Raw genomic sequence first — 23,990 nt, forward strand, 5'->3', positions numbered from 1 at the left:
GTTTCACCTACTTATAAAGAAATCTGAAATCCCAAGTTGATTTCACACGACTTACATTTTGAATTTCAATTTGATTCACACCTATGGCTAAAGTGATTAATCCATGGTTCGTATCAATCCCACAATTGACACCATTTTTTTTGGGATAAACACCATCTAATTCGATCCAATCACCCGATCTCGTACTCAGAGACGGATAATAGATAAATCTTTGACCAGTCGTTCGATTAAAAATCGTCACATTCGAATCCGATTCACCTTCAATCCTAATTTTCAAGTCATGTTCCCTTGGATCAACCGCAAAATCACCAGCATTTAAAATGGAGAATCGACTAGTATCGTGTGAATAGGTATAATCCTCGGCTAAAAGACCTTGAGAGAATTGCCATTCACTCTCCAAATCAAACTCCGTCAATGTGTTTGAAACAGACTCAGAATGGCCATCAAAAACATCAAAGACGAAATGGAAGATTCCCTTCTGCATCATAATTCTATCAATTTCCCACGGCTGAGGAAGCACCTTAAATCTTCTCCCTGGCTCCCTTGAATACACAATATAATAGGGTTTATCACGATAAAGCAGTGTCCTCATTTCTGACAGAACCATTCTCCAGTCGTATAAATGAGGGGTTGTAAGCCTAAATTTCATTACAAAAGGAAATCCAGTATAAGTCAAATTAGAAAGCCTTTTTCCATTGCTACCCGAAAATTCTTCATATTCATAGACTGGTTCTGGAGAAGATGGACCGACATCAGCTATTCTAATGCCCCCGTTAAATAAATTATTGAAATTCACAGTCTGACCATCAAAGATTAAAAAAATCTGGGTTTCATCAAACAAGGTTCACACCTCCCGTATACGCCCGACGTTTTAATAACGATCCTAATGCGTTATCTACACTTTTTGACACTTGTTGGCCATCCAAAATTGACTGAACTTGAATAGGTCTGCTATTGATCAACTTCGCTAACACATCTAAATTAATCGCCGAATTATGCGCGGTAGCGTTTTGTGTACGTACTTGATTTGATACTTCTCGTCCCATCCTCGATGTTCCAAGAGCCATCTCAGGTGTTGAAACACGCAACATCCCTTCAGAAAGATTATCGATTGCTTGGTATGCAGACCCCGCATACTTTTCAATTCCGACTGCAATCCCTTCAGGTATCCATCTGCCGACTTCGTTTTCCATAACTTTTGATGGACTATTGATATTTAATGCTCTTTTCATCGTGGCTGCTACTTGATTAGCGATTCGATTAGCTGTTGCGATAACTGTTCCAGACCCCGAAATTAGACCACGATTGAGTCCTGACATCGCATTTCTACCGACAGAATTCATGCTGCTTGGTAAATTGTTAAATGATGATACAATTTGCGTTCTAGTCCTAGAGGCAGTCGAAACAACTGTCGGTGATCCCGACTGCAACCCGCTGTTGAGTCGGCTCATACTATTTCTGCCTACATTTTGCATTTGATTCGGTGTGTTACTAAATGACTGCATAATCCGATTCGCGGTGTTTTTTGTCGTTGTGATCACTCGATTAGCTTCACTACTTATAGCAGAATTCATACGACTCATGATATTTTTACCAATATTTAGAAATTGTGTCGGAGTGTTTTTAAATGTGCTGATGATATTGTTGTTTAACGATTTTATAGTCGCCTCGCTAGTCTTAGATCCAACAGAAAAACTTTTGTTCATCGCACTCATGTTTTTGCTCGCAACATTTGGCAATTTTTGTAATGAAGAGTCGGAACCAGATACCAATTGATCAAAGATATTTGTCATTTTCTTGGCATTATTTCTTGCTTCCATTTCCATATGAAGGCACATACTTCTGACTGCCATAACAGCAGATTGCGATAATTTTTCAACTCCCTGAGCCATGCCTTCAGGTACGGCCCTACCAATTTCGTCGAAAACTTTAGAAGGGCTATTGACCTCAAGAACATCCTTACCTGCATCAATAGCATTTTCTGCCATACTTTCTACTGCATGTACAGCCTCTTCGGCACTTGCAGATACTCCACCTGCTAAACCCTCGCCAACTGCTCGGCCAATAGAATTTAAGTCTGCTGCCTCAAGTTCTTCTCGCAAAGTTTGAGGCGCTAACTGGCCGAACTCTTTAAAAGCTTCAATAGAATCATCAAAACCATCACCTAACGACTCGCTAAAAGCACTAGTCGCTACCTCTGCTCCGTTGTTCATCAATTCCATAAATTCTTTTAGTTGAGTTTCTGTCATATTATTAACGATTGCCAATTCTGCTGCGGAATCTGGGCCCAATTGATCAAGCCATTGTAAGAATCCTTCATTTCCTTCTTGTCCGGCTTTTTCATGTAATTCAGCCACATTTTGTCCCCAACCCGCAACAACCTCTTGATTATGTTTCAAGTTTTCAATCATTTCTTGAGCAGATAAATCCGATTCATTGGAGATTTTACTAAACGCATTAGTAGCTACTTCTGCTAAGTCGTCATATTTAGACTGCATACTTTCGATTGCAGTTTCTTGTGTCTGAGATAACTCCACCAATGCGAAGCCTTGTGCTTCGGCACTTTCAATTGAGGAGTTTGCCACATCTTCATATGCTGTTGTCGCTTTTTCACCATACTCTTCGATGTTTTCTCCCAACGAAATAATAGACTCACTTAGAACGCCATTTTGTTCCTCTAGCTCTTTTTGCATTTTTCTCTTATCGCGGTTACTGATGTTCTCTTCTTCGTTCAGTTCAATAAGCTTTTTCTGAACTTCTGCTTGTTGTTCTTCAGCTTTCATCTTTTCTTTGGTGAGTTCAATAAGTCGTTCATTTATCGCCTCAATTTCCGCTTGCTTCTTCGCGGTTTCAATATAGCTATTCATTTCTGCTTCAGTTTTATTTAAACTATCCGCTTGTTCATCAAAGGCTAAGCTTAAACCAGGCACAGATTCATTCATTTGTTCAATCATGTCATTCAGCATCTTTTTTTCGCCCAACGATTTGTTTTCTTTGTTTGCCAAATCGTTTATTTTTTTCGCTAAATCTGAATTTGCTGCAGCAGTCGCTTTTATTTCCCTCGTGTTTTCTTTATGACTGGTTGCACTTTGTTCGATAGAACTGTTGAATGATTCAGTTTCATCATTCAATTTTTCAGTAGCTTTTTTGAATTCTTTAGACTCAGCTGTACTTCTCGTAAACCATTTGACTAGACCAGTGACAGCACCAACTAAAGCCCCTATCCCTAAAGTCACCCAGCCAATTGGCCCCATAGCAGTTTGTAACGCAACCCCGAATGCCTTCGATGCTGTTGCTGCTACTGCTGTGGCCGCAGCATTAACGGTCATTGATCCAGTAAGCAACCCAATAAGAACATTTTTAACAGATAGTACACCTAAATTAGCAGCTTCTGTAGTATTGGAAACGACATTTGCCGCTGTCTTAGTCTTAATTGCAGCAATTTCAGCTTGGGTTAATACAACTCCTTTTATTTTCGCAGCATTTTCAGCTTTTGTTAAAGCTTCTTTGATGGCCATAGTAGTTATATTTTTTTTTGTAGAGATAGTCAACGCCTCTGTGCTGGCTTTTGCAGCAATGATTGAAGTCTTAGCTAAATCAATAGCTTTCATAGTTTTAGTAATCACGGTATACATTGCAAAAGCAGCAGCAATTCCAACCAAAACAGGTGTCAAGGGTTTAGCTATAGATATTGTACCTTCTACCACTGTGCCAAATGCTTTAAATAAAGGAGTAGTCTTCTTAACCGCATCTGTCATCAAAGAAAAGGCTGCATTCACAACACCTTTCATAGAGTCAATATTCTGCGCTATATCATTGCCGGTCACTTCTTTAGATAGATCGTTTAATGCATCAATCACATTGGCCAAACCTCGAACGGCTGCTGTTTGCAGATTCCCAAACGAAGTAGCTACACCCAAACTATTTTCTCTTGCTAATTCAGCCATAACGCCAGTCCCTGTACCTACTTCGATCAATTTGTCGTTAAAATCATCTAGTGTGACCGTTCCGTCTTTCAAAGCAGAATATAGGTCGTCTTTGGCAGACTTGCCAGCATACCCGAAAGATTCCGCAATTTTGACCAACCCAACATCCATTGTTTCTGACAGCGTTGACCATATTGTCATATCCATTTGTCCACGTTGCAAAGCCCGCATGTACTGCTCAACTCCACGCTGGGCTTTTGCGGAATTCGAACCAGATCCCAACAGGGCATTGTTTAAAGCAACAGTAGTGTCCGTTGCTTTATCCATATCTCCAAATGATGTATACATTCTTTGAGCATTAGACGAAATTTCATCCAAAGTGGTGGGTAAACCATCAATACCGTCAGATAATTTGGCCATAGACATTTCTGCATCCTCGGCAGATACACCCATCGCTTCGAGAACTTTTGGAAACTGATTCAGCGTGTCAAAACGACTAACAGCACCATTTATGGAACTTTTCATGACATTAAAAGCTACTGATGCTACTTTCACCAATCCAAAAGAGGTAGCTAATTCTTTAACACTTATAGAAGATTTATTAGTTGTATCACCTAAATCTTTGATTTTTTCAGATGATTCCGAAGAAGTAGCCCCAAGACCATCCACAGATTTCGTAGCCTTACTGGCTGAATCACCTAGATCATCATTTGAATCTGCCGCACTTTTGTTCGCTTTTGATAAATCAGCAGCGGAATCTGTCATTCCATCTGCACTATCAGCGATAGACTTCAGTTGTTTTGATCCATCAGAAGCACTATCAGCTAGGTCTTCTGTAGCATTTTTAGCACCTTTTAACTGCTTCGAAGCATCTGTACTACTATACCCGACATCATCTAAGCTGTCTTTGACACTTTTAACTTGATTTGCCGATGTTTTGCTAGAATCACCTAGATCATCAACGCTATCGGTTGCCGATTTCAACCCTTTTGAAACACTTCTGGCAGTATCCTCAAGATTTATGAGTTCTTTCGAAACCGCACTGATTTGTTTTCCGTCAACATCAATGACGATATTAATACGTCCGTCTTTAGCCATCCGATCCCTCCTCATCTAGCGCATAGTACATTTGCAGATTTTTCATTTCCTCTTTGTATTCAGCTGAATCACCATCAGATGGCTCCCACATCCTAATCTTGATAACTCTTTTAAGAGCGGTATCTGCTGGGAGATTGTGAAGCAAGGCTTTAAAGCTACTCCAAGGTAGAATCCCTTGCTGATCAAACAGATTGATTTGGTAGGCATACATAAACGAGGAGAAAATCAAATCAGCATCTATTTCGATATCTAAAACTTTCTGTTCTTCACGAATCTTCAAAGGCTCTCCATAAATGCTATATTCTACAAATGGTTTTTCTTCTTCATGGATAAAGTTTTCATAAATAAGATTCCATAGTTCAATCGCATTTTCCTCTTCAAAGACTCCTTCTCCTACCAAAATATCCAAGCATGTACAAGCTTTTTCAAATTCTGTCTGTACACCATTGTTTAAAACTTCGAGCGCATCTAACACATAATCAAAAGCTAAATTGATAGGATAATCTTTTTCATCAAAACAAAAAGAGGTGACAACCGAGTCATTAAGCCTCATCTCGCCACCTACTTCTTCTTGTGCTTTTTCTTCTTGTTGTACTGGTTTCTAATTTTGTTTGCCTGATTTTTTCGTGCAAATTCATCTTGTTTGATTTTATTAGCTATTGCTTGATCAACAGCATAAAAGTTGCTTTCTAGAGCTTCGAAATCAGGAAAAACATCGTAAATCTTGTCAAAGCTACCATCACCAAATAACAAGTCATATTTAACAGCGATTAACCCTTTATTAAAGTCAATCGCAGCATCGACCGTTTCTTCGGTGACATCCGCATGATCACCTAGCGCACGATCTCCATCAAGAGATTCTGAAAACTTAGCAGCGGCGGCTTTCACTTTTTTATATTTCTCTAGCGCCAGCTTATCAAGATCAAGGTATTTCTTCATTGATTCAATAGAACTATCGAACCACAATTCAACTCGTTCCCCCGTATCTGGATTACTAAAACCAACGGGAAAACCTGTTCTTTTAATATTAATATCTATTACTTTGGTCATATTTACCTCCTACAAAAGAAGGGCTAAGTAGCCCCTCCGTATATTTGAATTAATTCATCTTTCCTAGCACCGCTCGGATACTCAATACCTTGGTCATCCAATGCATTCTTCAAATCTGCAATAGTCATGCTACTGGTAGTAGTCGCTTGAATATCCGAGCCATTCACTTTGAATATTCTTCCCACTGCGGCGTAGAGTCAAACAGCAAAGTGAATTCGATATTACCAAACTCAATAGCAGCACCAGTTCGCGTTTGAGGACTGGATAAAGTCGCAATTCCTTCACGTTTTTTAGTTGGATTATCTCGGTCGTCAGTCACTCTAAAACCAATCTTCCGAGCATCGCCGACCAGCCCAATCATCTCATCGATCAGTTCCGATGCTTCGTCAGCTTCAAAGAAATCACCAGTGAAGCTATAGCCTAATCTGTGAGCGGTAACCGTCTGCTCAGGCTCGCCAGTGCCATCCAAGTACCCATCCCCATCTTCGACAGTCTCTTGAGAGGCATCAGATACATTCTTAATTTTCTTGATACGCACCCACCCGTTCTCTGTGATCTCGCCATCCGTTAATTTTTGGATTTCAAAACCTACTAAAGCTACTTTTTTTCTACTGATTGTCATTGTTGTTTCCTCCTATTTTTCAAAATACAATGTGGCAGCTATGGCCAATCGATAGTACAAAAATTCCTTTTTATCGTAGCCAACAAAAAAAGGCTCATCGACAATTGATAAGCCAACGAACTCATACGAACCATTTTTTGATTGGATGTCTTCGCAATCCTCTAAGCTATTACCGAGGTCAATCATGACCTGGTCTGCTTTATCATTTTTGGTTTTATAAACGAATTCATAATTCAATTCTTTTTCCTTTGATCCATCCATAAATTTAGCGATTGTTCTGCCCCCAGGAATAGCCGTCAAACGCATTGACTCGTCTTTATCCATAGAATGAATCCTGCAGTTTGGAACTATCTTTTGTGCTTCTTCCAGCAGTCTATCAATGAAGTCCACTACCAGTCAGCTCCTTTCTTGAATGCTTCTAGCCAACTCGTCATAAATACCGGTATCGCTACATCATCCCAAAATGGACCAGTTCCTCTAGTAGTATAATTTGAGAAAACAACACTTTTCCCGCTTTTTGTGATAAATCCACCGTTGTATTGTGCTGCAGCATACCTAGCTACCCAAGTGATTTGTGAGCCATCACTTTCAACAAAAGATTGATCTCGTAGATATTGCGACTTCATTGGCACATAATTCTCATTCATATCCCTATGCGCTTTATTTGCTAAATTCATTCGTCCCTTTCTAATTGAATTTGAATTCAGCTTCTCAAGCGCTCTACCAAAATCTACTTTACAACTAACGGATCCCATCAAACCACCTCTAGTTCAAATCCAAACGGATCAGCATTATCCAGTATCAATGGGATCACTGCAACTACAATATAATTCTGATTTTGAAACTCAATTTGATCACCTAAATCAAAAAATGGTAAAGGACTCGAATATTTCTTCAATATACTTACTAAAGCATTTGGCGATTCTTCGGTCGAATTAACATCTGTGTTATTAAACTTAAATGACAAGTCAAAACGCACATTCTCAATTAAAATACCTTCACCGAATTCTGAATTTCCTCGTGATCCTTTAGAAGTCTTTTTTCTATATGATATATCATGAGGAAAGTATTTTTTTGGTGGCAGTGTTTGCCTCATATTTTCCCACCTCGATATAGTAGACCAGTGCCACTCAGCGCCTTCAACGCATCGCCTGAAATAACGTCATTAGCAGTATTAGAATTATCAGTCTTGCTCACGCTCATTCTGCCAACAGACCAAGAATTCGGAGTTTGAAGTCCGTAAGATGTTGTAGCACCCGTTTCAATCATATACTCGATTTGATACGCTACAGCCATTTTAAATGCTTCTTTCCGCATTAAAACATCTGTTTCCAGATCATTTTTTTGATAGAACCGACTCGTATGGATGTCTAGAAGCGCACTCGCTCTTTTCAATAACTTTTTAAAGTCTTTGCAATCAATTTTATCATCTGTGATATTTTCATATTCGTCACGTGTTAGGTAACTCATCACGTCACCTCCAAAAAAAAGAGAAGAGCGCTATTGGCTCTCCTCTAACAATTCAATCAATTCTGCTTTTTTCGCATTTGAAGGATATTCAACATTTGCATCATCTAATAAATCTTTTAATTGATCAACTCTCAAACCATCCAATGATGCTATCGTACCTTCATCCACTTCTGTATAAGCTACTTTAGTACCCCGGTTTTCCGGGGTTAAACTTTTGGGTCATCATAAGAAATGAAAAGTGCCGGACGCGCTTTCTTCAGTATGAGACAGTCGTAATAATCTAATCCTTTAACGGTGTCACGGTAGCCACCACGATCTTGCTCAGATGGAACCAAATCAATCGTGTTATATTTCTCGATTGGCTTAGCAACCGTCAAAGGCACCAAAATATAATTTATGTGTTTATCTTCTTGAACTTGTAAACGATTTTTCGCCACTTTTTGTATGATGATATTGGTCCCGTCGAGCATCTCAACACGACGATCGATTCCATTGAACTGAACTGTGTTGGTCGTAAATGTTTTCGAAACCCCATCGGCATTTTTCAGCGCTTTATAAGCATCGCTTGACATGAACGCCACGAATTGCCCAATGACTTCAGTATCTGTCATATACAATTCAGCATCATCAAAACTATCCAAAATATTCGATTTAGTGATTGTTTCTTTCACAGTTTTCCCTTGATAAACTTCATCAGAAGTATCAAATCCAGCTTCAATCAATCGAGCCACAGCTGTTTGATCTTTTTCAGGAATGGTAACCAGACGCGTGTGTTCTTCAACCACATTTCCTACTTGATACGCTGCATTTTCCGACTGATCTAAACGATCCATATCGTAGCCCATCCAACGCTCTTTCTCAAGCTTCAAAGTTGTTTTTGTGACTGTAATATTGTTGCGCTCGTTTTCTTTATTCCGCTTATAATCGGCAGCCGTAAATCCTTGCATCTCATTAACTCGCACTTCGTTGACACCTACAAAATCTGCTTCTGTGATATCTTTAGCACCTTGTGCTAAAAGTTCCCACACTTGTGATTCTGCTGCAAACTCTTTGTCAATTTTCGCTAAATCTTTACTATCCAAAATTACTGGCATTATATTCCACTCTCCTAGTCATTTTTTGCTTTTTCGATATTTTCCGCTAGTTTTTCTTTCCAAGTTTTTTCTTTAGGCGGTTCACCGCCACCTGTATTCCCACCAGCCACAAATTGTTTTTTCTTTGACTCTGTTGATGGATCATTGGATTGAAACAAATAGCCTTCATCCTTTTTCAATGCAGCTACTTTATCATCTAGTCCCTCAACACCCTTGTCAGTTATTTCCAAATCATCTGCCTTCAACAACGCTTTCACTGCCGTTATGTTCTTTGCCCCAGCTTGTGTTAAAGCCAAATCGATTGCAGCGTTCTTCCGATCTGCTAACCGTTCAGCGGTCACGTTTTCTAACTGATTTTTATAGTCATCAATTTGCTTTTGCAAATCTTCATTGCCACTGTTCGATGCTTTTAACTGCTCAACAAGCGCATTTGCAGCTGCCAAATCCTCATTTGATGTTTTCAACTTTTGAGACTTATCATTAAAATCAGCTTTCGGCACTGCATTCTTTGGAAACTCTGACTTTATTTCCTTTGTCGCCCCCTCTAAATCAAACTTTCCATCCTCCCCAACGTGTTTTGATAAAATTTCTTTGATCCATTCCATAATCCATTCTCCGTTCCTTTTTATTCTGGTTGGTACCAGTTAGAGTGTGAGATATACCGCTCACTCGGTAATTAAACAGTTTAGTGTCGTATTTAGGACATAATAAAAAGCCTAGCTATGCTAGACTTCAGCCTAAAATTTCAAATGTCTTTTTAAAAATATCGGCGTTGCACGGATAAATCTCTCCATTGATTCCTTGAATAATGTAGTCATCAATATTGGCTAACATGTCACCTTCCAATGTTTTAACGTACAAATCGCCTTGACCTTTGAAGAATAAAACACCATCTTTTTCCGCATCTACTGCCTAATCAGGTACATAGTAATTTCCGTCTTGTGTTTTAAAATCGCCATCCCATTGGAAACACTCAATAACAATAGGTTTTTTTCTTGCTTTCACAGTCATCTTCCTTTTAAAAATAGCCCTAAATCTTCGAATTCATCATATTCATCAAGTTCATCATCATCCATTTTGCTTACTCCTTATATCTGGCGGGTTTTTTTCATATTTTAGAACCAATCCGATTTTCAGTAACTCTAGCATAAAATCAATGAGAGCAGTATTTCGATTTTCCATCCAAACATCTCCTTTTTGGGTACAAAAATAGCACTTACAACACGAGTTAGTGAGTGCTAATTAAAGTGTTTTCGATTTCTCTACAATTTTTTTTACTTGTTCATAAAAATTACTTGGGTTCATTCCCGGTTCAATTTTCTCAGTCTCTTCAGGAAGTATATCGTTCAGGTACAATGTAGCTTCCTTATTTTCAGAGCACATTTCCTCGTAGTGATCAACTAAATAATGTTCCAAATCTATAGAAAATTTAAAAAAGTCAATTTCACCGGAAAGGCCCTTTTCAATATATTTGAAAAAATTATTCATTCATCACAACTCCTTCCAATCTGCTTTAGGATTTTTTCTAAAAACATAAGTCACAACTTCCGTTTCAGTATCATTTAAGATAAACGTATTTCCATCAAAGTACCAAACCTTGCGCCCATCAGCTTGTACATAATTGGGCCTTTTATTTAATATAACACTTGCATACTCAACAGTGATATCCGATCTTTGAACAAATCGGCTCAACGCATGACTTGAAAATTCAAATCCTTGTTTCAGGAATTCATCATATGCCTCACGCGTTTTATTCTTAAACTCAAGTGACCAAGACTTCGATTCAATCTCTCCTAATGTCCTAGTTCTTCTCTCTAATCGAGCGAATTCTTCACTTTCATTATACTTTATTCTTCGAAAGTCTTCCAACGAATTAGGTAGATTAGAAGCATTTAATTCTGCAACTCTTTTATACTCAGATTTATCCTGATCGATTATATTTTGCCAATGCGCTTTATCTGATCCTGAAACAGGCGAATAAACTTGCTCCCTAGAATAATCTCTGTGAAGCAGCGTCTTATGCTCAGCTATGTATTCCCGTAAAGATGCTTGACGTTTTCGAACAAGTTTTGAAAAATACAGTTCTCCTTCTTTATCTCCAAGTTCTTTAGCAGCGTTTAAGCGTTTCTTAGCATTTCTAATCGCAACTTCCATCTTTCTTTGCTTCGCAACAATTTCTGCATTATCAATCGCTTCTTTAGCGTTGTACTTTTTTTCAATTACGATCATTGGATCATAGATTTGGATATACAAACGATGCATGCAGTTAATCCCTTGCGTTCCTGATGGAGTGCCGTATCCATGATCGTGTATTGATTTTATGTGTTGTAATTCAGCAGGCGCTTCTGCTGTTGGTACTAAAAGGACCCATCCACCTTGTATATGAGCGCATGCAGGTCTAGCTGCTGGATGCTCACTCATAATTGCCGTAACAATACCGTGTTCAAGGCCTCTTTTCAGCCTTAAATCATTGAACGTCCTGTGTGTCGTAGTACGCAGCACCATTCTGACGTACCTTTCTAAAGACCACTCACGACCACCTTTGTCGATAAACGAGGACATTATACCTCTATCTACCCATTCATATATCCCTTTTCGGAAAGCTTCTTCAGGCGTGATCAGTCCTGTAGTGACCTTTGCAACAATGTCATTTAAGACTTGCTGATACGCTTTCGATAATGGGTTGTTAGGATAATTTGTATTTATTAAAGTTTGATTTACATGATTATCAATTTCAAGCCATTGTTGATTGAAAATAGATTCTAGAGTATCTTCCATACCGTTAACTAAAACACTGCCCGTTTGTTTGTATACTTGGCCATCAAAATCTTTCACAACCTCGAAGCCCATATCGATAACCAATTTTCTCATTTGTTCATATGAATAGGAACTCGTCTGTTCGACAATCTCAGTTATTGTTTTATCATTCAGCATATTCAGCTGATTCATCTTCTCTAGTTTCCATCGTAGCTGAGTGCTTTTGGTCAATAGTGTTCTAGTCGGCGCATTCAACTGTCTGATCAACATCTTGATTAGTTCATCTTCCAAGGCCATATAAGCATCTTGGATGTATGCAGCTTGTATATCTAATTGTTTCGGAGTTATTGACATCTAATTCACTCCTCAAAATCATCAATCCCAGAATTCGGCATATTTCCCGTTGTTTTTTCAACCTCACCGAGTTGCGCTTCATGATAAACAGTTTTAGCAGTTTCTTCAGGAATGTTCATTATTTTTGATATGGCCATCCAACCAGGTATTAGACCGGAATCATAAAGATCTGTATAATACTCTGCTTCAGATTCCTTATTCAAAAAGATTCCATCGTCAAAACTGATACCGATTTCTTCTTTATTAGGTGATTCACCGTTAAATAGAGCTTTTTCACCTGCTAATGAAGATTGACCCAATTCGCATACGGCCAAAATTACATCGCGAATAAATTCTTCTAGCTGAGTGATTTGCTGATTTCTAGATTGATAGGTTTGTGAGTTCTCACTAGCTACCTCAGTAGCAGTTTTATTGGTAGATTTAACGCCTTGACCATCAAAAATGAAGGTTCCTGTTGATAAACCTACTTCCATTTCTAATAGCCGCAACCTATGATTGACCGCCCCGATATACTGTTCCGTTCGAATATCTTTCGTTAAATCTGTCACTTTGAATTGATCGGGATCCGTACCAGGTACGATCACATAATAATCATCGTCAGGATCATACGTTAAATTGATTTGTCCTGTTTCTTTGTCAGCTACACCTCGCATCATTGATTCCGGAAACGCTCCTCGCCTTCTCCCTGCATCGATTTCATGGTCAAAAGCATCTAATGCTTTATTCAATCGATCAAGCGTTCTCTTGCAGTTGTCAAAAACACCGACTCCAAGCGGTGAATGAGGATTAATATTATTAAAACCAGCTGTTCGAAAATAAGCGAATATCGGTCTTTCGATACCGATTCCATGACACGAAGGTTCCAAATTTTCGTACTGTTGCAAAGTTTTGAGACTCACTTGGATCCCTAGTACATTCTGTTTTTCACTTTCATACAATTCATTGAATATCCAGTATTCCCCATCGATCCATTCATGAATTTCAAGAAGGGTATAGTAATACGTCTTTTTTCCCTCTTGCCGAATAGTTTTGAAAGGAATGGCGCACCCGCTGATTTTATTAGTATTGCTTTCTAGTGGATAAAAAGCATCAGCTAACGCCCAAGAAAACTCAATCATATTCTTATCCGTATTAACATAAGGTCTGACAGCCAATCCGCCCAATGCCATCGCTGGCTCTAAATATCTGCTTAAATTTTTCTTGAAATCATTGTGCTGAAAGACCGATTCAATCCATTCGTTCATACCGCTATTTTTGTTTCTTTTTTTATCGGATTCTTTTCCGATAGTAATTTCAGCTTGTTCATTAAACATCACTTTAGCGTATTCCTGCGCCACCTTTTTAGCCATATTCACATTAGCCTTCGACTGTTTATCAGAATTACAATTTACATAGCCTTTATAGTAAATTAAACTATTCTGGATACGAGCATACTCTGCGCGGTCCATGCCAATCTTTGGATGGTCAAGCACAGTCTGCAACTCTTTCTTTGCTCCTATAGTCACCGCCCCCTTTCTAAAATATTGTCTAATCCTTTGTATTAGCGACACCTCTACACCTCCTAGCTAAAGCACGTATTTCTTAGTAAAGTAGTTGATCGAATATCGACACTCATCCAGCGAGTGATTGTTTTTGTCAACAGGATATCCGTTATCATTCCGAACGTACATTCCCAACTCTTTTACGTAGTGATAATGGTCATATTCAAACTCATGATCATACAAAAAAAAGCGACCCTGTGAAAAGGCGCTTTGCATCCGTTCAATCCCTATTTCAATTTTAGTTCCATTACTAGATAATTTATCTTTTGAGTTATTATCTGCTTTAGATGTCGTAATGCCGACAATGCGCAGTTCTTCTCGAAGTGATTTACATGCTGGATCCACAAAAAAATTTGAATGTTTCGGAAGCCACGACCAAGTTCTATAACACCATTCTTTAAACTGCTTGATTTCTTTGGCATATTCGCTCATAGCTTTTGTAACTCTTGTCTCAGCTCCGCTGTGATAGTAGTTTGCCATTCTATATAAATAGAACGCCCCATCTTTCCAAGTCACCAAATTTAATGAACAGCTAGTAGCATCGCTTTGTCCGCCATCAGCGCTAAAAAATACTTCTCTTGGTTCGCCTACTATTTTTTTAGTCATATGATGGTCTTCATTAAACATCGAATAGATTACGCCCTTCGGCATCACTCGAACACCTAACCAGTCGCGTTTATAAAAATAGTCAGAGACTTTGCATTCTGCTTCCCATTCCTTTAAAGCCTGATCAGTTAGAATCGGATTGTCGTGTGGCCGCCAATGACGAAATTTAAACGATTCTGTTTCTACAAAAGGCTTCAGTGTTTCAAGATTCGGATGATTTGGAGCAGGCGGATTCTGTTCAGCTAAATGGTACCTGAAACTTGAAGCTTTGGTTCTTCGGAACGCCTCTTCGATAACTGCTTTATTCAGCAGATTGAATTCTAAAAAGGTGACCGTTCCAAATGACATACCAGTGATCGCACCGACAGCATTGACCTTTCCTCCACCTTTATAATATATGCGCTTTTCGCCGTGTGGTAAATTTAGCCACAAATGATCACCATGATCATCGTGTCTGATTTCTCCACAACCTGCAAAGATATGTTCTAGGCCATATCCTTCACAGTCCATAAACATCCGATAAGCCTGCTCTTGGTTATAGGCTAGTACAAGATGGTTGGAGTCGGGATGTCCCGCATAGATCAATGCCATCTTTTGAGCATCTGACATTGTCTTGCCAGAACGAATGGTTCCCTCGTTTAACTCCATCCGAATCCCTTTGAGCGATTGAAAAATATTCTCTTGTTGCTTAGTCGATAATTTCAACTGATTCATCGGAATCAACCTCCTCATCTTCTTCTATTGGACCAATAAGCGCTTGTCCAATATCAATGAGGCCTTGAACTTTACTTTGTTCACCTTGTTTGAGGACAAGCTTAGAAGCCTTATGTTCAAGTATCTCTGTCTCAAAGACCATTTTTTGTTTCTGTACTTCCATCAATGAGACTCGACCATTGGATAGGGACAACTCGTTAAGTTGCTTGATGGATTTTGTCAGCTGATTGCTGATACGTGTCAGAGCTTCCTCAATAGCAAGAATGTTATCAATCTTTCTGAATTGCTTTCTCGTGATTTGGACGTCTCTGAGAGCCTCACGCTTGACCGTAACCACTTTCCCATCGATCACAGTCGGTTCTTTGACTTTTCGCAGCTGTTGCAAACGTTCAATTTCTTCTTCACCTAAATTTTCTTCAGCTGATTTGATGCGCTGCATCATTCGGCGCTGTCGAATCTTCAACAGCTTGATTTCCTCAGATAAAACAGAAAAAGGATCTTCACTCAAATCTGAGTAAATCTCCCTTTCCTCATCAGATAAAAAATCCTCGAATATCGTTTCGTATTCTCCTGTTTTCAAAGCATTCTTGTTTCTCGGAGGCGGCGACGCCCGACTGTTTCCTCGGTTACCTTTTGCGTTTTGATTACCTGTCGGTGCGCCACCTTTATTTGTAGTACTACAATCATCGTTTGCAGTACTACATTCATCTTTTTGTAGTACTGCATTCCACTTATCACGAGATTTCCAAGCTGAAATCGTCTTTTCCGGCACGTCTAACTGTTTAGCGATCTCTCTGTTAGTGACTGTACCATTTGATTTTTTAAACAACTCAAACGCTTTGTCACGTTTGGGATCCCTTTTTCTAGCCATTCATGCACACCACCTCGCAATCAATTTAGGTTGAGTTTTGTTTTCTCATTCTCCATTCTTCGCTTTATCCCATTCAATCTTTAAATACAAACTGATAATAACCGAGAACTGATTTATAGATTTATCATATCCTTCAAGTAGTTTGTCTACTTTCTTCAAATTCTTATTGATATGTTCAATTCTCTCTTTTGTATCCTTAAAATCAATTTCACTACCTTTTTTGGGAAAAGAGTTATACCTCATAAGAGTAGATCCATTTTCAAATACAATTTCTCTATCAGGAATATCTTCAGAAAGATCCTCCAAATGAAATTGCCTTTCTTTCAGAGCTTTTAAAATCCTACGCTTATTACCTATAATGTTTCTGTAACTATCGTTTCTGAAATTATCGACTAATACATCAACACAACGTCTCAAATACTTGTTTTTTCCTTTGTTATCATCATTCTTTTCTATAATACGTTTAGCTTTTTCACTAAACGTAATACCTTCATCTCCAAAAGATACGTCATCAAAAACATCTTCAGTATCATTATAACTAAAGTACAGTTTTAACAATTCTGAAGCTTCTTCTATTTTTAACCATTGTTCATTGTAGTCAATTTCTTTTTTTTGTAAAGATAATAAGAGAGATATTAAATCTGAAGACTTATGACGCACTTCATTGATCCATTCTATTCTTGCTTTTGCTTTTAAATTTGCGTCTATTTGTTGTTTTGCTATTTTCCTTTGTGTGTATATATTCATAATTACTCCTGCAAACACAAGGACAGCAGAGATAACTGAAACAGTAGCTGAAATAGCTGACCAAACAATCTCACCATTTGAATCATAAAAAATATCTGGTAACATTTTATTACCTCCGTTAGTTTTGATTTAATTATCTACTAACTATCAATATCTTTCAACATAAGATCTGCCTCAATCAATACTTTCAAGTCACCAATCGAGTTCAGCTTTATCTCACCCGATTTTAAGTTGTTCAACCATTTCCCCAACGCTACACGAATTATTTTCTTGTACTCTTCGATGGACTCTTGCTCTTCCAGAGCCTTTTGGATCAGGTATTCCATTTCTCAATCTTGTGTTCCCATTGTATACGCACCCCGCATTTGATAGAATGCTAAAAGACACAGAACTGAGGTAAAAGCACGCGCGTGTGGTTTCTGTGTCTTCAGGGAGAGATCCTCGTGGAAAGGGTCGGTGTTAGCGCACCGGCCTCTTTTTTATTTCAGCCATTGCAAATAAATTTGTTCAGCAATTTTCTTCATCATGATTGGTGGGACACTCATCCCACAAACATATTGAACGTTCTGGTCCATGAAATCATAATCGTACGGGAATGTTTGGATCCTGATGATATCCTCATTGGAGATAAACTCAGGCACATCATTTCGCAAATACATGGATGAGGCTGTAATTGTATTAGGGACTAGCTGATCTTTGAATATGACCGTACTGAAATTTGTGTCCCTGCCTATTTCTCTTTTCATGATATCTCCGAAGTTTCGATCTTTTGGACGTCTCTTCTTCCAGCGTTTATACGTTTCAGATTCTTGAGAAATAGGTCGACCTTTTCCAGTACGAACCGCTCCATAAGTGATTGGTTGCTCGTGAAGTTCCAATCTTAGTTTGGGATAACTCAAATCTTTTCGATGGCAAACGAAGAATACACGTTCTCTCTTCTGTGGTACCCTCATCGTAGCAGCATTCAGTTTGAAGAGTTGTGTCGTATAGCCAACCTCATCAAATGCTTCTATGATTGCTGATACATAGCCTCTTGCTTTGCCGAGTATGAGTCCGACTACATTTTCTGCTACAATAATTTTAGGTTGAAGCCTATCAGCCGTTTCAATGAAATCAAAGAATAGATCATCGAGTCTTTGTTTTGCCTGCCCTTCGCGGAATGAAAATGCCCCACCCCATTTCTGTTCTCGTTTCCCTGAGACAGAGAATGTGGAGCATGGTGGTGATCCATCTAAGATATCTATGTTGAAAAACTCTTTCGGTATTTTCGAAATCGATAGTCTATTAAATTCCTGGATTGGCATTTCAAAGGGATATTTAGGATTATGGTTCTGTTTATAAAGTTTCATCATGGATGGATCGATTTCAACATTCCCAATTACCTCGTATCCAGCCAGCTTAAATCCCATTGTGGATCCGCCCCCACAGCTAAAGCAAGAGACAACCTTGAAGTCGTTCTTTTTGACGTCTTTTATTTTATCTAAAGACCAATTCCATTCGCTCATCTTTTTCATTCCAAATCAAATCGGAAGCCGCATTTTGGACATTGACAGTCAAATTCTTCTTCAGAAAAATCCTCAATATTGATTTCGGTATTGTTAAAGTCTCCAATCTCATCTCCAGGAATCTCGTTAAATGACTTGATCAATTGATTCGCTTCATCCTGATCAAAACCACTCAAAATGATTTGATCCGCATCTAGTTCTGACAAAAGAGCGGCCAACGCTTCTTCATCCCATTTCCCCGAAATCTTATTGAGAGCCAAATTGAGGGCTTTTTCCTTCTCGAGGTCTAAATCTACGAGGGATACCTCTATCTCCTCAAACAGGCCCAAATCACGAGCCACAGCGATACGCTGATGCCCTCCCACAAGATTTCCGGTCTGAACATTAAAGATTGGCGGATCTACAAACCCAAATTCTAAGATCGACTGTTTCAATTTCTCGTACTCTTCCATCCCCGGCTTTAACTCAACTCTAGGATTGTAATCAGCCGCTTTAAGATCAGCGAGTTTCATATTTGATATTTTCATAATTTCCTCCTAAAAATAAAAAGCCACTCTTAAAGAGTGACTTAAATATTGGGATTGTATTTTTTTGGTAATCGAATTTTATGTTGTCTTTTAATATCTTTCATACTTATTCATAAGGCTATTAACCATGGCTGAGAGAAGATCTATATTTAATATCAGAGAAGTATCATTTGCATATGCTAGATTTTTGTTTTCTCGAAGGGAATTATTACTAATTGAATCGTTAGTGATGTATAAATTTTCTGTTCTTAGCTTAATTTCTGCTACTAAGTTACTCAATTCTATCAAATCCGAGTAGTCAATTATTTGTTTTTGAGCAGATTTTTTTGACTTGATATCTCTTTTCTCAAGCACATCAAGTTTATTTAGTATCATTTTTAATGCCTGAGTATCGAAGTTTTTATCATCTTCACTAGCATTCTTTTCCTCGACTGATGGAACCTTCTTCAGTTTCCCTTCTAGATCTGGCCACCATTTATCAAAAGATGCCTGAAGTCTCTCTTGACTTAATTTAACATTGTCTTCAGATGCAACATTGATACTTTGAATGAGATCTAATAAGGAGGCTTCGCTAAAATCTTTCGCTGATTGGAATTGTTTTAATGGGCCGGTATTCAAAATGGTTACATCAGTATCATAAATCATGGGTACCAGTCTGGACTTGAGATTTTTGGACAATGCTCCAGCTTCAAAATTTATCCAGGGCGCATCAATATTTTCTTCGGTCACAAACACCAATCCAAAGTCGTTAACACGAAGATTTTCATCTATGTCATTTGACCATCTAGATCCTAAATCGATGTCTTTTGCTGACATATAAGGGTTTACATACTGTAAAACGTTTGGTAACCATTCTTTAAAACACTCGGCTAAATATTTGCTTCTATCCCCGGACCAACTCAGAAATAAATTCATCTCATCACTCTCAACTTTCTGCTTTTTTAATAATAATAACTTTAAAAAACTATGAAAGCAATAACATAAAAGACAGCACTAGCGAATTTCGAAATGAGGAGAATCACCTCGTTTCAAAAAATTGTGCTGTCTTTTTGTTTAATCAAAGAAGTTAAGCGATGAGGGGATAAGCCCCCTTTCTGTTTTTGGATTAGTGTGAGCAGTCCAACAACAGGCTCTCCGTTTCTTCTACGCTATTACTATAACCTATTAAAACCAACAATTGAATTTCAACAATGAGCATACATTTAGTGAACATTGCTAAAATAGCGATATCTGACCTTCTTCACTGCGATCCCGATTGTAATGATCAATTTCGCTGATTTTAGTTTGTCTCTTCGATGTATTTGATTCATAGTCGTCAAGAAAATCAAATTTCCCTCGAATCTCAGCATGCTTTTTTCGTATATGAGAAGCACTGTAACCAATTTCTTCTGCAATATCATCTAGCTTCATACCTTCGATGTACTTCATGCGTACAATATCATTTTCTAAGCCTTTAAATGAGTTGATGATTGCTAACATTTCTGTTCGCTGCTCATCCAGCAATTCAATCTCTCTGGTAATTTTTTCGATATTTTCCTCAAGAGATGACGCACGCGAGTTTTTTTCTAATCTTACTTCTTGTAAATCCCCATATACCCATCTAACACGTTCAAGCTTAGATTTATTTAGATTCCACTTTAGATAAATGATTTGATCATCAAGCTCCTGATAATCTTTAAGCCATTGAAATCTCACAAGCGTCACCCCTTTATGATATAATAACTTTTGTCTAGGTCATCTCATCAAGAGGTGGCTTTTTTATTGATTTCTGCCCAATCTATTTTCCGAAGCCACTTGAAAGAATTTCCTTTGCGCTACTCTTAGAATCTTAGTATTTCGGGTTAAATTTTTGTCCTTTTTCCAAAAATCAAATATCCTTTCCCCTTTATCCATGTAATCAGCTAATAGTACCCACTCTTCCGCTGTTAACTCATTTTTCACTAACCAGTCCTCCTAATTTTTTATTCTGGTGGATTACTGACTCCCAAATCTGACTTTTTCAAAGTGATCTAAATAATAAGAATTTCCGTCTATGTCAACATAATTAGATAGTATATCCTCATCGTCCACATCAGCTTTACTATCATATTCGCTGTTAGACCATTTATCGTAAGCTTCTTCAATGCTTTCAGCTTCGATGTCTATAGATACTTGCTGTTTTCTCTCCCAGCTAATATTAAATGTTTTCATATAATCCTCCTATTCAGCTATCTCTGTCGCTAACTTACTTAAGTTTCACGTCATCTTCATTTTTAGGAAAGTATTCATAAATTTCAAAATCATATTCTCCCCAGTTTTTTGATTCGTACATGTCGTCTTCGAATTCATAACCGCCATCGACAAGTTGCTGATACATGGCTTGCTTTAGTTTTTTATCATCGTTTGTCATGTACAAAATTTCTCCTGCGTCCATATCTACAAGAACTTTAATTGACTTCATTTTCTGTATTCCTCCTAGTTGTGTATCTCTTCCTATTACAGAATTAATCATCCACCTGTTTCAACGTGTCCTCATAAATCGGACACCAGTACTCCAATGCTATATATTCATCTGTATACTCAACAGGTGAGCCTACAATGAAACCATCGACATACCAACCATGTACATAACCCTCTGAATCTATTGGAACTTCAAGTTCATTCAATGATTGGACAGGCTTTTCCGGTTTTGCTTTAAATTTCATTTCAATCATCACCTTCTATTATTCCTTTAACTATAATTACCAACAACATCACTAAGACAACACAAAAACTAAAAGCAATTACTGAAATACCATTCATCTAATCATCACCAAACATCTCCTGGTATGGATCGCCTTCACTTCTGAAAATCATCGGTTCAGTAGCGGTATAAACGCACCCCCAAGAATTTTTTTCACCAACTAACTCCGTGGCGAAAGCATTATGGAGTTTTTCATTACATTTTGGACATTTCGAAAATGAATTTCCCCACCGTGTGCGCCCCTTTCCATAATAGCCGCAAAACGGACATGTAACTTCCACTGATACGGTTTCCCCTTTTTCAATCCATGCAGGTTTACTCGTTGCATTGTAGTCAACCCTTTCATCATCTTCATCTGGATCTTGGTCCGGTTCCTGATCCGTCTTATCCTGGTCATCTGAATCGTCATCAACAAACAACGCCTCAAAGTTTCCTGTTGCCAGTTGATGAGCCATTACGATCTCTTGTGTCGTCAAATCTCTGCCTGCAGTTTTCAAAGTCACCGAAACTTCTTTACCCTGGATTACTGTTCTCATTGTCAAACCTCCAAATTTTTAATTTGATCCGTTTGCAGTAGGTGCAGATAAATCAAGCCAACATCAATTAGCTTTTCGTTCATGATTTGTGAGACCTCAGATGGTCTGTAACCTTTTAAGAAAAGCTCTTTTGCTTGGTCTAATCTAACAACATCCCAATAAAAATTTCCATCTTCCAAAATGATTATTTTATTATTACCTGGTATCAATAAGGATCCTCCTCCTCGTCTTCCAGTTTTTCTGTCTGTTCCTCTTCTGTTTCAGAAACTGATTCTTTGGTATCATTTTCATTCGATTGAGTACTCAATCCATCATTTTCGATACTTTTTTCTTCCAATTCAGTATCTTGATCCTCGACATCTTCTGCAGCCTCTTTGAAAATCACCTCATTCCGCTTTTTATCCCAAGCAGCGGCATACGGGGCATAGTATTCACGGGCCTTTTCAAGTTCATTCAAAACGGTGATTGCTGACATTTCATAATCTTCGGCAATTTCTTCGATTGCTTCACCATCTTCGATTCTGATCAGCAGACTTCTAGGATTGATGTTGCCCGGAAATTCAAGAGATTTTGCAGCTCTAATAAACTCGTCAACAATCTCTTTTGTAACTTCGAATGGTCGGTTTTCAATATCGATATTTCCTTGATCATCAACTTCTAGCTGTGTTTGCTCTTTTTGTACAAAATCAATCGTACCGTCGTTGTTTACAACATACTCTTGTGTTGGTGCATTGGTGCTTTTATCAAAAGGAATTGAATACCGGTAATATTCAGGAACGATTGTGATATTTACTGTTTTCCCTGAAAATGCTCGTAAAGCGTCATATTTCCCGTTCAAAGATCCATTTTTCACTTCAAGAGTAATTTTGGTTAGATCTTCACTTGCAATATTGATTGATTTGATTGTTGGTCGAAATTCTAATGACATTTTTTTCCTACTTTCTTTTTTATGATATTATCAAAATAAAAAATATATACAGGAGGTTTTTATTTTGATTTCAGAAACATTAAGTTATTACGATTTTGATGAAAAACATCATTCTACATATGATGTTGACTTAGAAGAGCCAAGGATATGCTATCATTGCAACCACACTGGAGAACAAATTTTTGTTAGTGGTATGGTTTTTAGTGAAGCCAACGAAAACGAGGATGCAGTTTGTTTTTTTAATTGTTACTATTGCCAAAAAACATCAATCCATTTTATGTCATTCAAAAATAGAAATAACTACAGTTGGTTAGAAACTGATAGCGTCCTTCCAAAAGCTAAATTAATTGAAAATCAAATTACTCAAAGTAATGCTGTACTTGAAAAATTCCCGGAATTTTTCAATATTTACAATCAATCACAAAAAGCTCAAGATGAAAAACTAGATCAAATCGCTGGTATGGGATTCAGAAAAGCTTTAGAGTTTCTGGTGACAGATTTCCTACTTTCTTATCCACCTGATGGAGTTGTTGAAGAATGGCTGAAAAATCCCAAAACCTCTTTAAGTAATAAGATTGAAAAACTTGAAAACCAAAGAATTAAAAAACTATCTAAAGCAATTTCTTTTCTTGGCAATGATGAAACGCATTACACTCGTCGTCATCCAGAACACGATGTTGAGTCAATCAAAATGTTCATAAAAGCTCTCTTAAGTGACGTAGAAAATGAAATGACTCTTCTTGAAGCAGAAAAGCTTTTAAATAAAGGTAAAAAATAATCATTCTTTGTTTCTAATATAATCAATTAGTTTCTTGTAAGTTTCCATCGCTTTTTCTAACGAGAGAGAATTGAGTTCCAGTAATGCTTCTAAAAATTCAATTTTCTCTTTTAGAAATTTAATCTCTTCATCCACTATCTTTCC

The 23,990-nt window shown here is 37.9% G+C and carries 33 protein-coding genes; 1 reads left to right on the forward strand and 32 read right to left on the reverse strand.

From position 1 onward, the window contains the following. Window positions 1–7 precede the first annotated feature (7 nt). From A5886_RS09000 to A5886_RS09155, 31 genes are all read right to left on the reverse strand, one after another. Window positions 8–841, reverse strand: coding sequence for a phage tail domain-containing protein (locus A5886_RS09000; protein ID WP_086274670.1), 834 nt, complete (start codon window positions 839–841; stop codon window positions 8–10). Next, window positions 834–5,024 (reverse strand): tape measure protein, encoded by a 4,191-nt coding sequence (locus A5886_RS09005; RefSeq protein ID WP_179190014.1) that lies wholly within the window; start codon window positions 5,022–5,024, stop codon window positions 834–836. Before A5886_RS09005 ends, A5886_RS09000 begins: the two co-directional genes overlap by 8 nt. Continuing rightward, window positions 5,017–5,577: a Gp15 family bacteriophage protein gene (locus A5886_RS09010; protein ID WP_086274674.1), complete on the reverse strand. Its 561-nt coding sequence runs from the start codon at window positions 5,575–5,577 to the stop codon at window positions 5,017–5,019. Before A5886_RS09010 ends, A5886_RS09005 begins: the two co-directional genes overlap by 8 nt. 8 nt (window positions 5,578–5,585) lie before the next feature. Continuing rightward, a complete protein-coding gene (locus A5886_RS09015; RefSeq protein WP_086274677.1) occupies window positions 5,586–6,074 on the reverse strand; it encodes a hypothetical protein in 489 nt (162 codons plus the stop codon). 23 nt (window positions 6,075–6,097) lie between these two features. Next, window positions 6,098–6,202 carry a HeH/LEM domain-containing protein gene (locus A5886_RS09020; RefSeq protein WP_143353783.1) on the reverse strand — a complete coding sequence of 35 codons (105 nt, stop codon included), beginning with the start codon at window positions 6,200–6,202 and terminating at the stop codon, window positions 6,098–6,100. 35 nt (window positions 6,203–6,237) lie between these two features. Then, window positions 6,238–6,696 (reverse strand): phage tail tube protein, encoded by a 459-nt coding sequence (locus A5886_RS09025; protein WP_086274680.1) that lies wholly within the window; start codon window positions 6,694–6,696, stop codon window positions 6,238–6,240. Window positions 6,697–6,708: 12 nt separating this feature from the next. Beyond that, window positions 6,709–7,086: a minor capsid protein gene (locus A5886_RS09030; protein ID WP_086274683.1), complete on the reverse strand. Its 378-nt coding sequence runs from the start codon at window positions 7,084–7,086 to the stop codon at window positions 6,709–6,711. Then, window positions 7,086–7,451, reverse strand: a complete 366-nt coding sequence (locus A5886_RS09035) for a minor capsid protein (RefSeq protein WP_086274685.1) — start codon at window positions 7,449–7,451, stop codon at window positions 7,086–7,088. Before A5886_RS09035 ends, A5886_RS09030 begins: the two co-directional genes overlap by 1 nt. Beyond that, a complete protein-coding gene (locus A5886_RS09040; RefSeq protein WP_086274687.1) occupies window positions 7,451–7,792 on the reverse strand; it encodes a putative minor capsid protein in 342 nt (113 codons plus the stop codon). The genes A5886_RS09035 and A5886_RS09040 overlap by 1 nt, the downstream gene beginning before the upstream one ends. After that, window positions 7,789–8,166, reverse strand: coding sequence for a head-tail connector protein (locus tag A5886_RS09045; protein WP_086274689.1), 378 nt, complete (start codon window positions 8,164–8,166; stop codon window positions 7,789–7,791). Before A5886_RS09045 ends, A5886_RS09040 begins: the two co-directional genes overlap by 4 nt. A 30-nt stretch (window positions 8,167–8,196) precedes the next feature. Further along, window positions 8,197–8,334, reverse strand: coding sequence for a HeH/LEM domain-containing protein (locus A5886_RS09050; protein ID WP_086274691.1), 138 nt, complete (start codon window positions 8,332–8,334; stop codon window positions 8,197–8,199). Window positions 8,335–8,372: 38 nt separating this feature from the next. Beyond that, window positions 8,373–9,260, reverse strand: a complete 888-nt coding sequence (locus A5886_RS09055; protein ID WP_086274694.1) for a capsid protein — start codon at window positions 9,258–9,260, stop codon at window positions 8,373–8,375. A gap of 14 nt (window positions 9,261–9,274) precedes the next feature. Beyond that, window positions 9,275–9,865 (reverse strand): phage scaffolding protein, encoded by a 591-nt coding sequence (locus tag A5886_RS09060; protein WP_086274696.1) that lies wholly within the window; start codon window positions 9,863–9,865, stop codon window positions 9,275–9,277. Window positions 9,866–10,502: 637 nt separating this feature from the next. After that, window positions 10,503–10,748, reverse strand: coding sequence for a nitrogenase subunit molybdenum-iron protein alpha (locus tag A5886_RS09070; RefSeq protein WP_086274697.1), 246 nt, complete (start codon window positions 10,746–10,748; stop codon window positions 10,503–10,505). A gap of 3 nt (window positions 10,749–10,751) precedes the next feature. Further along, the gene (locus A5886_RS09075; protein ID WP_086274699.1) at window positions 10,752–12,371 is read right to left on the reverse strand and encodes a phage minor capsid protein; all 1,620 of its coding nucleotides are present in this window, start codon (window positions 12,369–12,371) and stop codon (window positions 10,752–10,754) included. 5 nt (window positions 12,372–12,376) lie between these two features. Further along, the gene (locus tag A5886_RS09080) at window positions 12,377–13,921 is read right to left on the reverse strand and encodes a phage portal protein (protein ID WP_086274701.1); all 1,545 of its coding nucleotides are present in this window, start codon (window positions 13,919–13,921) and stop codon (window positions 12,377–12,379) included. Window positions 13,922–13,936: 15 nt separating this feature from the next. Next, complete coding sequence (locus A5886_RS09085; RefSeq protein ID WP_086274703.1) at window positions 13,937–15,232, reverse strand: PBSX family phage terminase large subunit; 1,296 nt, start codon at window positions 15,230–15,232, stop codon at window positions 13,937–13,939. Next, the gene (gene terS / locus A5886_RS09090; protein WP_086274706.1) at window positions 15,207–16,103 is read right to left on the reverse strand and encodes a phage terminase small subunit; all 897 of its coding nucleotides are present in this window, start codon (window positions 16,101–16,103) and stop codon (window positions 15,207–15,209) included. Before terS ends, A5886_RS09085 begins: the two co-directional genes overlap by 26 nt. Window positions 16,104–16,148: 45 nt before the next feature. Further along, window positions 16,149–16,955 carry a hypothetical protein gene (locus tag A5886_RS09095; RefSeq protein WP_086274707.1) on the reverse strand — a complete coding sequence of 269 codons (807 nt, stop codon included), beginning with the start codon at window positions 16,953–16,955 and terminating at the stop codon, window positions 16,149–16,151. Window positions 16,956–16,990: 35 nt separating this feature from the next. Then, window positions 16,991–17,176, reverse strand: a complete 186-nt coding sequence (locus tag A5886_RS09100; protein ID WP_086274709.1) for a hypothetical protein — start codon at window positions 17,174–17,176, stop codon at window positions 16,991–16,993. Window positions 17,177–17,329: 153 nt separating this feature from the next. Next, window positions 17,330–18,355, reverse strand: coding sequence for a DNA cytosine methyltransferase (locus tag A5886_RS09105; protein WP_256926190.1), 1,026 nt, complete (start codon window positions 18,353–18,355; stop codon window positions 17,330–17,332). A 5-nt stretch (window positions 18,356–18,360) separates the two neighbouring features. Then, complete coding sequence (locus tag A5886_RS09110; protein WP_086274714.1) at window positions 18,361–18,882, reverse strand: ParB N-terminal domain-containing protein; 522 nt, start codon at window positions 18,880–18,882, stop codon at window positions 18,361–18,363. A 90-nt stretch (window positions 18,883–18,972) separates the two neighbouring features. After that, window positions 18,973–19,797, reverse strand: a complete 825-nt coding sequence (locus A5886_RS09115; protein ID WP_086274716.1) for a TIR domain-containing protein — start codon at window positions 19,795–19,797, stop codon at window positions 18,973–18,975. Between the two features lie 300 nt (window positions 19,798–20,097). Continuing rightward, window positions 20,098–20,577 carry a sigma-70 RNA polymerase sigma factor region 4 domain-containing protein gene (locus A5886_RS09120; protein WP_086274718.1) on the reverse strand — a complete coding sequence of 160 codons (480 nt, stop codon included), beginning with the start codon at window positions 20,575–20,577 and terminating at the stop codon, window positions 20,098–20,100. Window positions 20,578–20,640: 63 nt separating this feature from the next. Then, a complete protein-coding gene (locus tag A5886_RS09125; protein ID WP_086274720.1) occupies window positions 20,641–20,823 on the reverse strand; it encodes a hypothetical protein in 183 nt (60 codons plus the stop codon). A gap of 33 nt (window positions 20,824–20,856) precedes the next feature. Continuing rightward, window positions 20,857–21,072, reverse strand: a complete 216-nt coding sequence (locus A5886_RS09130) for a hypothetical protein (RefSeq protein WP_086274723.1) — start codon at window positions 21,070–21,072, stop codon at window positions 20,857–20,859. Window positions 21,073–21,106: 34 nt separating this feature from the next. Continuing rightward, complete coding sequence (locus A5886_RS09135; protein ID WP_086274724.1) at window positions 21,107–21,322, reverse strand: hypothetical protein; 216 nt, start codon at window positions 21,320–21,322, stop codon at window positions 21,107–21,109. A 43-nt stretch (window positions 21,323–21,365) separates the two neighbouring features. Beyond that, a complete protein-coding gene (locus A5886_RS09140) occupies window positions 21,366–21,566 on the reverse strand; it encodes a hypothetical protein (protein WP_086274726.1) in 201 nt (66 codons plus the stop codon). Window positions 21,567–21,663: 97 nt separating this feature from the next. Continuing rightward, window positions 21,664–22,140, reverse strand: coding sequence for a hypothetical protein (locus A5886_RS09145; protein ID WP_086274728.1), 477 nt, complete (start codon window positions 22,138–22,140; stop codon window positions 21,664–21,666). A gap of 2 nt (window positions 22,141–22,142) precedes the next feature. Continuing rightward, the gene (locus A5886_RS09150) at window positions 22,143–22,349 is read right to left on the reverse strand and encodes a helix-turn-helix domain-containing protein (protein WP_086274729.1); all 207 of its coding nucleotides are present in this window, start codon (window positions 22,347–22,349) and stop codon (window positions 22,143–22,145) included. After that, a complete protein-coding gene (locus tag A5886_RS09155; RefSeq protein WP_086274730.1) occupies window positions 22,346–23,068 on the reverse strand; it encodes a hypothetical protein in 723 nt (240 codons plus the stop codon). The genes A5886_RS09150 and A5886_RS09155 overlap by 4 nt, the downstream gene beginning before the upstream one ends. Before the next feature lie 64 nt (window positions 23,069–23,132). Here A5886_RS09155 and A5886_RS09160 point away from each other — a divergent pair, with 64 nt between their 5' ends. Next, the gene (locus A5886_RS09160; protein WP_086274732.1) at window positions 23,133–23,846 is read left to right on the forward strand and encodes a DUF4145 domain-containing protein; all 714 of its coding nucleotides are present in this window, start codon (window positions 23,133–23,135) and stop codon (window positions 23,844–23,846) included. On the opposite strand, the gene A5886_RS16080 is transcribed toward A5886_RS09160, so the two are convergent. After that, entirely contained in the window at window positions 23,847–23,981 is a 135-nt protein-coding gene (locus A5886_RS16080; protein ID WP_256926191.1) for a hypothetical protein, read from the reverse strand. Between the last annotated feature and the right edge of the window lie 9 nt (window positions 23,982–23,990).

Source organism: Candidatus Enterococcus testudinis (assembly GCF_002140915.1).
Lineage (GTDB): Bacteria > Bacillota > Bacilli > Lactobacillales > Enterococcaceae > Enterococcus_D > Enterococcus_D testudinis.

Excerpts from the sequence above, each read along its gene's own strand:
- A5886_RS09085 (WP_086274703.1), bottom strand. The coding sequence starts at position 15,232 with ATGAATCAGTTGAAATTATCGACTAAGCAACAAGAGAATATTTTTCAA.
- A5886_RS09045 (WP_086274689.1), bottom strand. The coding sequence starts at position 8,166 with ATGAGTTACCTAACACGTGACGAATATGAAAATATCACAGATGATAAA.
- A5886_RS09040 (WP_086274687.1), bottom strand. The coding sequence starts at position 7,792 with ATGAGGCAAACACTGCCACCAAAAAAATACTTTCCTCATGATATATCA.
- A5886_RS09075 (WP_086274699.1), bottom strand. The coding sequence starts at position 12,371 with ATGTCAATAACTCCGAAACAATTAGATATACAAGCTGCATACATCCAA.
- A5886_RS09020 (WP_143353783.1), bottom strand. The coding sequence starts at position 6,202 with ATGACTATTGCAGATTTGAAGAATGCATTGGATGACCAAGGTATTGAG.
- A5886_RS09110 (WP_086274714.1), bottom strand. The coding sequence starts at position 18,882 with ATGAAAATATCAAATATGAAACTCGCTGATCTTAAAGCGGCTGATTAC.
- A5886_RS09010 (WP_086274674.1), bottom strand. The coding sequence starts at position 5,577 with ATGAGGCTTAATGACTCGGTTGTCACCTCTTTTTGTTTTGATGAAAAA.
- A5886_RS09100 (WP_086274709.1), bottom strand. The coding sequence starts at position 17,176 with ATGGAATACCTGATCCAAAAGGCTCTGGAAGAGCAAGAGTCCATCGAA.
- A5886_RS09115 (WP_086274716.1), bottom strand. The coding sequence starts at position 19,797 with ATGAATTTATTTCTGAGTTGGTCCGGGGATAGAAGCAAATATTTAGCC.
- A5886_RS09015 (WP_086274677.1), bottom strand. The coding sequence starts at position 6,074 with ATGACCAAAGTAATAGATATTAATATTAAAAGAACAGGTTTTCCCGTT.
- A5886_RS09105 (WP_256926190.1), bottom strand. The coding sequence starts at position 18,355 with ATGAGCGAATGGAATTGGTCTTTAGATAAAATAAAAGACGTCAAAAAG.
- A5886_RS09035 (WP_086274685.1), bottom strand. The coding sequence starts at position 7,451 with ATGGGATCCGTTAGTTGTAAAGTAGATTTTGGTAGAGCGCTTGAGAAG.
- A5886_RS09060 (WP_086274696.1), bottom strand. The coding sequence starts at position 9,865 with ATGGAATGGATCAAAGAAATTTTATCAAAACACGTTGGGGAGGATGGA.
- A5886_RS09055 (WP_086274694.1), bottom strand. The coding sequence starts at position 9,260 with ATGCCAGTAATTTTGGATAGTAAAGATTTAGCGAAAATTGACAAAGAG.
- A5886_RS09135 (WP_086274724.1), bottom strand. The coding sequence starts at position 21,322 with ATGAAGTCAATTAAAGTTCTTGTAGATATGGACGCAGGAGAAATTTTG.
- A5886_RS09145 (WP_086274728.1), bottom strand. The coding sequence starts at position 22,140 with ATGAGAACAGTAATCCAGGGTAAAGAAGTTTCGGTGACTTTGAAAACT.
- A5886_RS09140 (WP_086274726.1), bottom strand. The coding sequence starts at position 21,566 with ATGAAATTTAAAGCAAAACCGGAAAAGCCTGTCCAATCATTGAATGAA.
- A5886_RS09130 (WP_086274723.1), bottom strand. The coding sequence starts at position 21,072 with ATGAAAACATTTAATATTAGCTGGGAGAGAAAACAGCAAGTATCTATA.
- A5886_RS09095 (WP_086274707.1), bottom strand. The coding sequence starts at position 16,955 with ATGTTACCAGATATTTTTTATGATTCAAATGGTGAGATTGTTTGGTCA.
- A5886_RS09155 (WP_086274730.1), bottom strand. The coding sequence starts at position 23,068 with ATGTCATTAGAATTTCGACCAACAATCAAATCAATCAATATTGCAAGT.
- terS (WP_086274706.1), bottom strand. The coding sequence starts at position 16,103 with ATGGCTAGAAAAAGGGATCCCAAACGTGACAAAGCGTTTGAGTTGTTT.
- A5886_RS09025 (WP_086274680.1), bottom strand. The coding sequence starts at position 6,696 with ATGACAATCAGTAGAAAAAAAGTAGCTTTAGTAGGTTTTGAAATCCAA.
- A5886_RS09005 (WP_179190014.1), bottom strand. The coding sequence starts at position 5,024 with ATGGCTAAAGACGGACGTATTAATATCGTCATTGATGTTGACGGAAAA.
- A5886_RS09070 (WP_086274697.1), bottom strand. The coding sequence starts at position 10,748 with ATGAATAATTTTTTCAAATATATTGAAAAGGGCCTTTCCGGTGAAATT.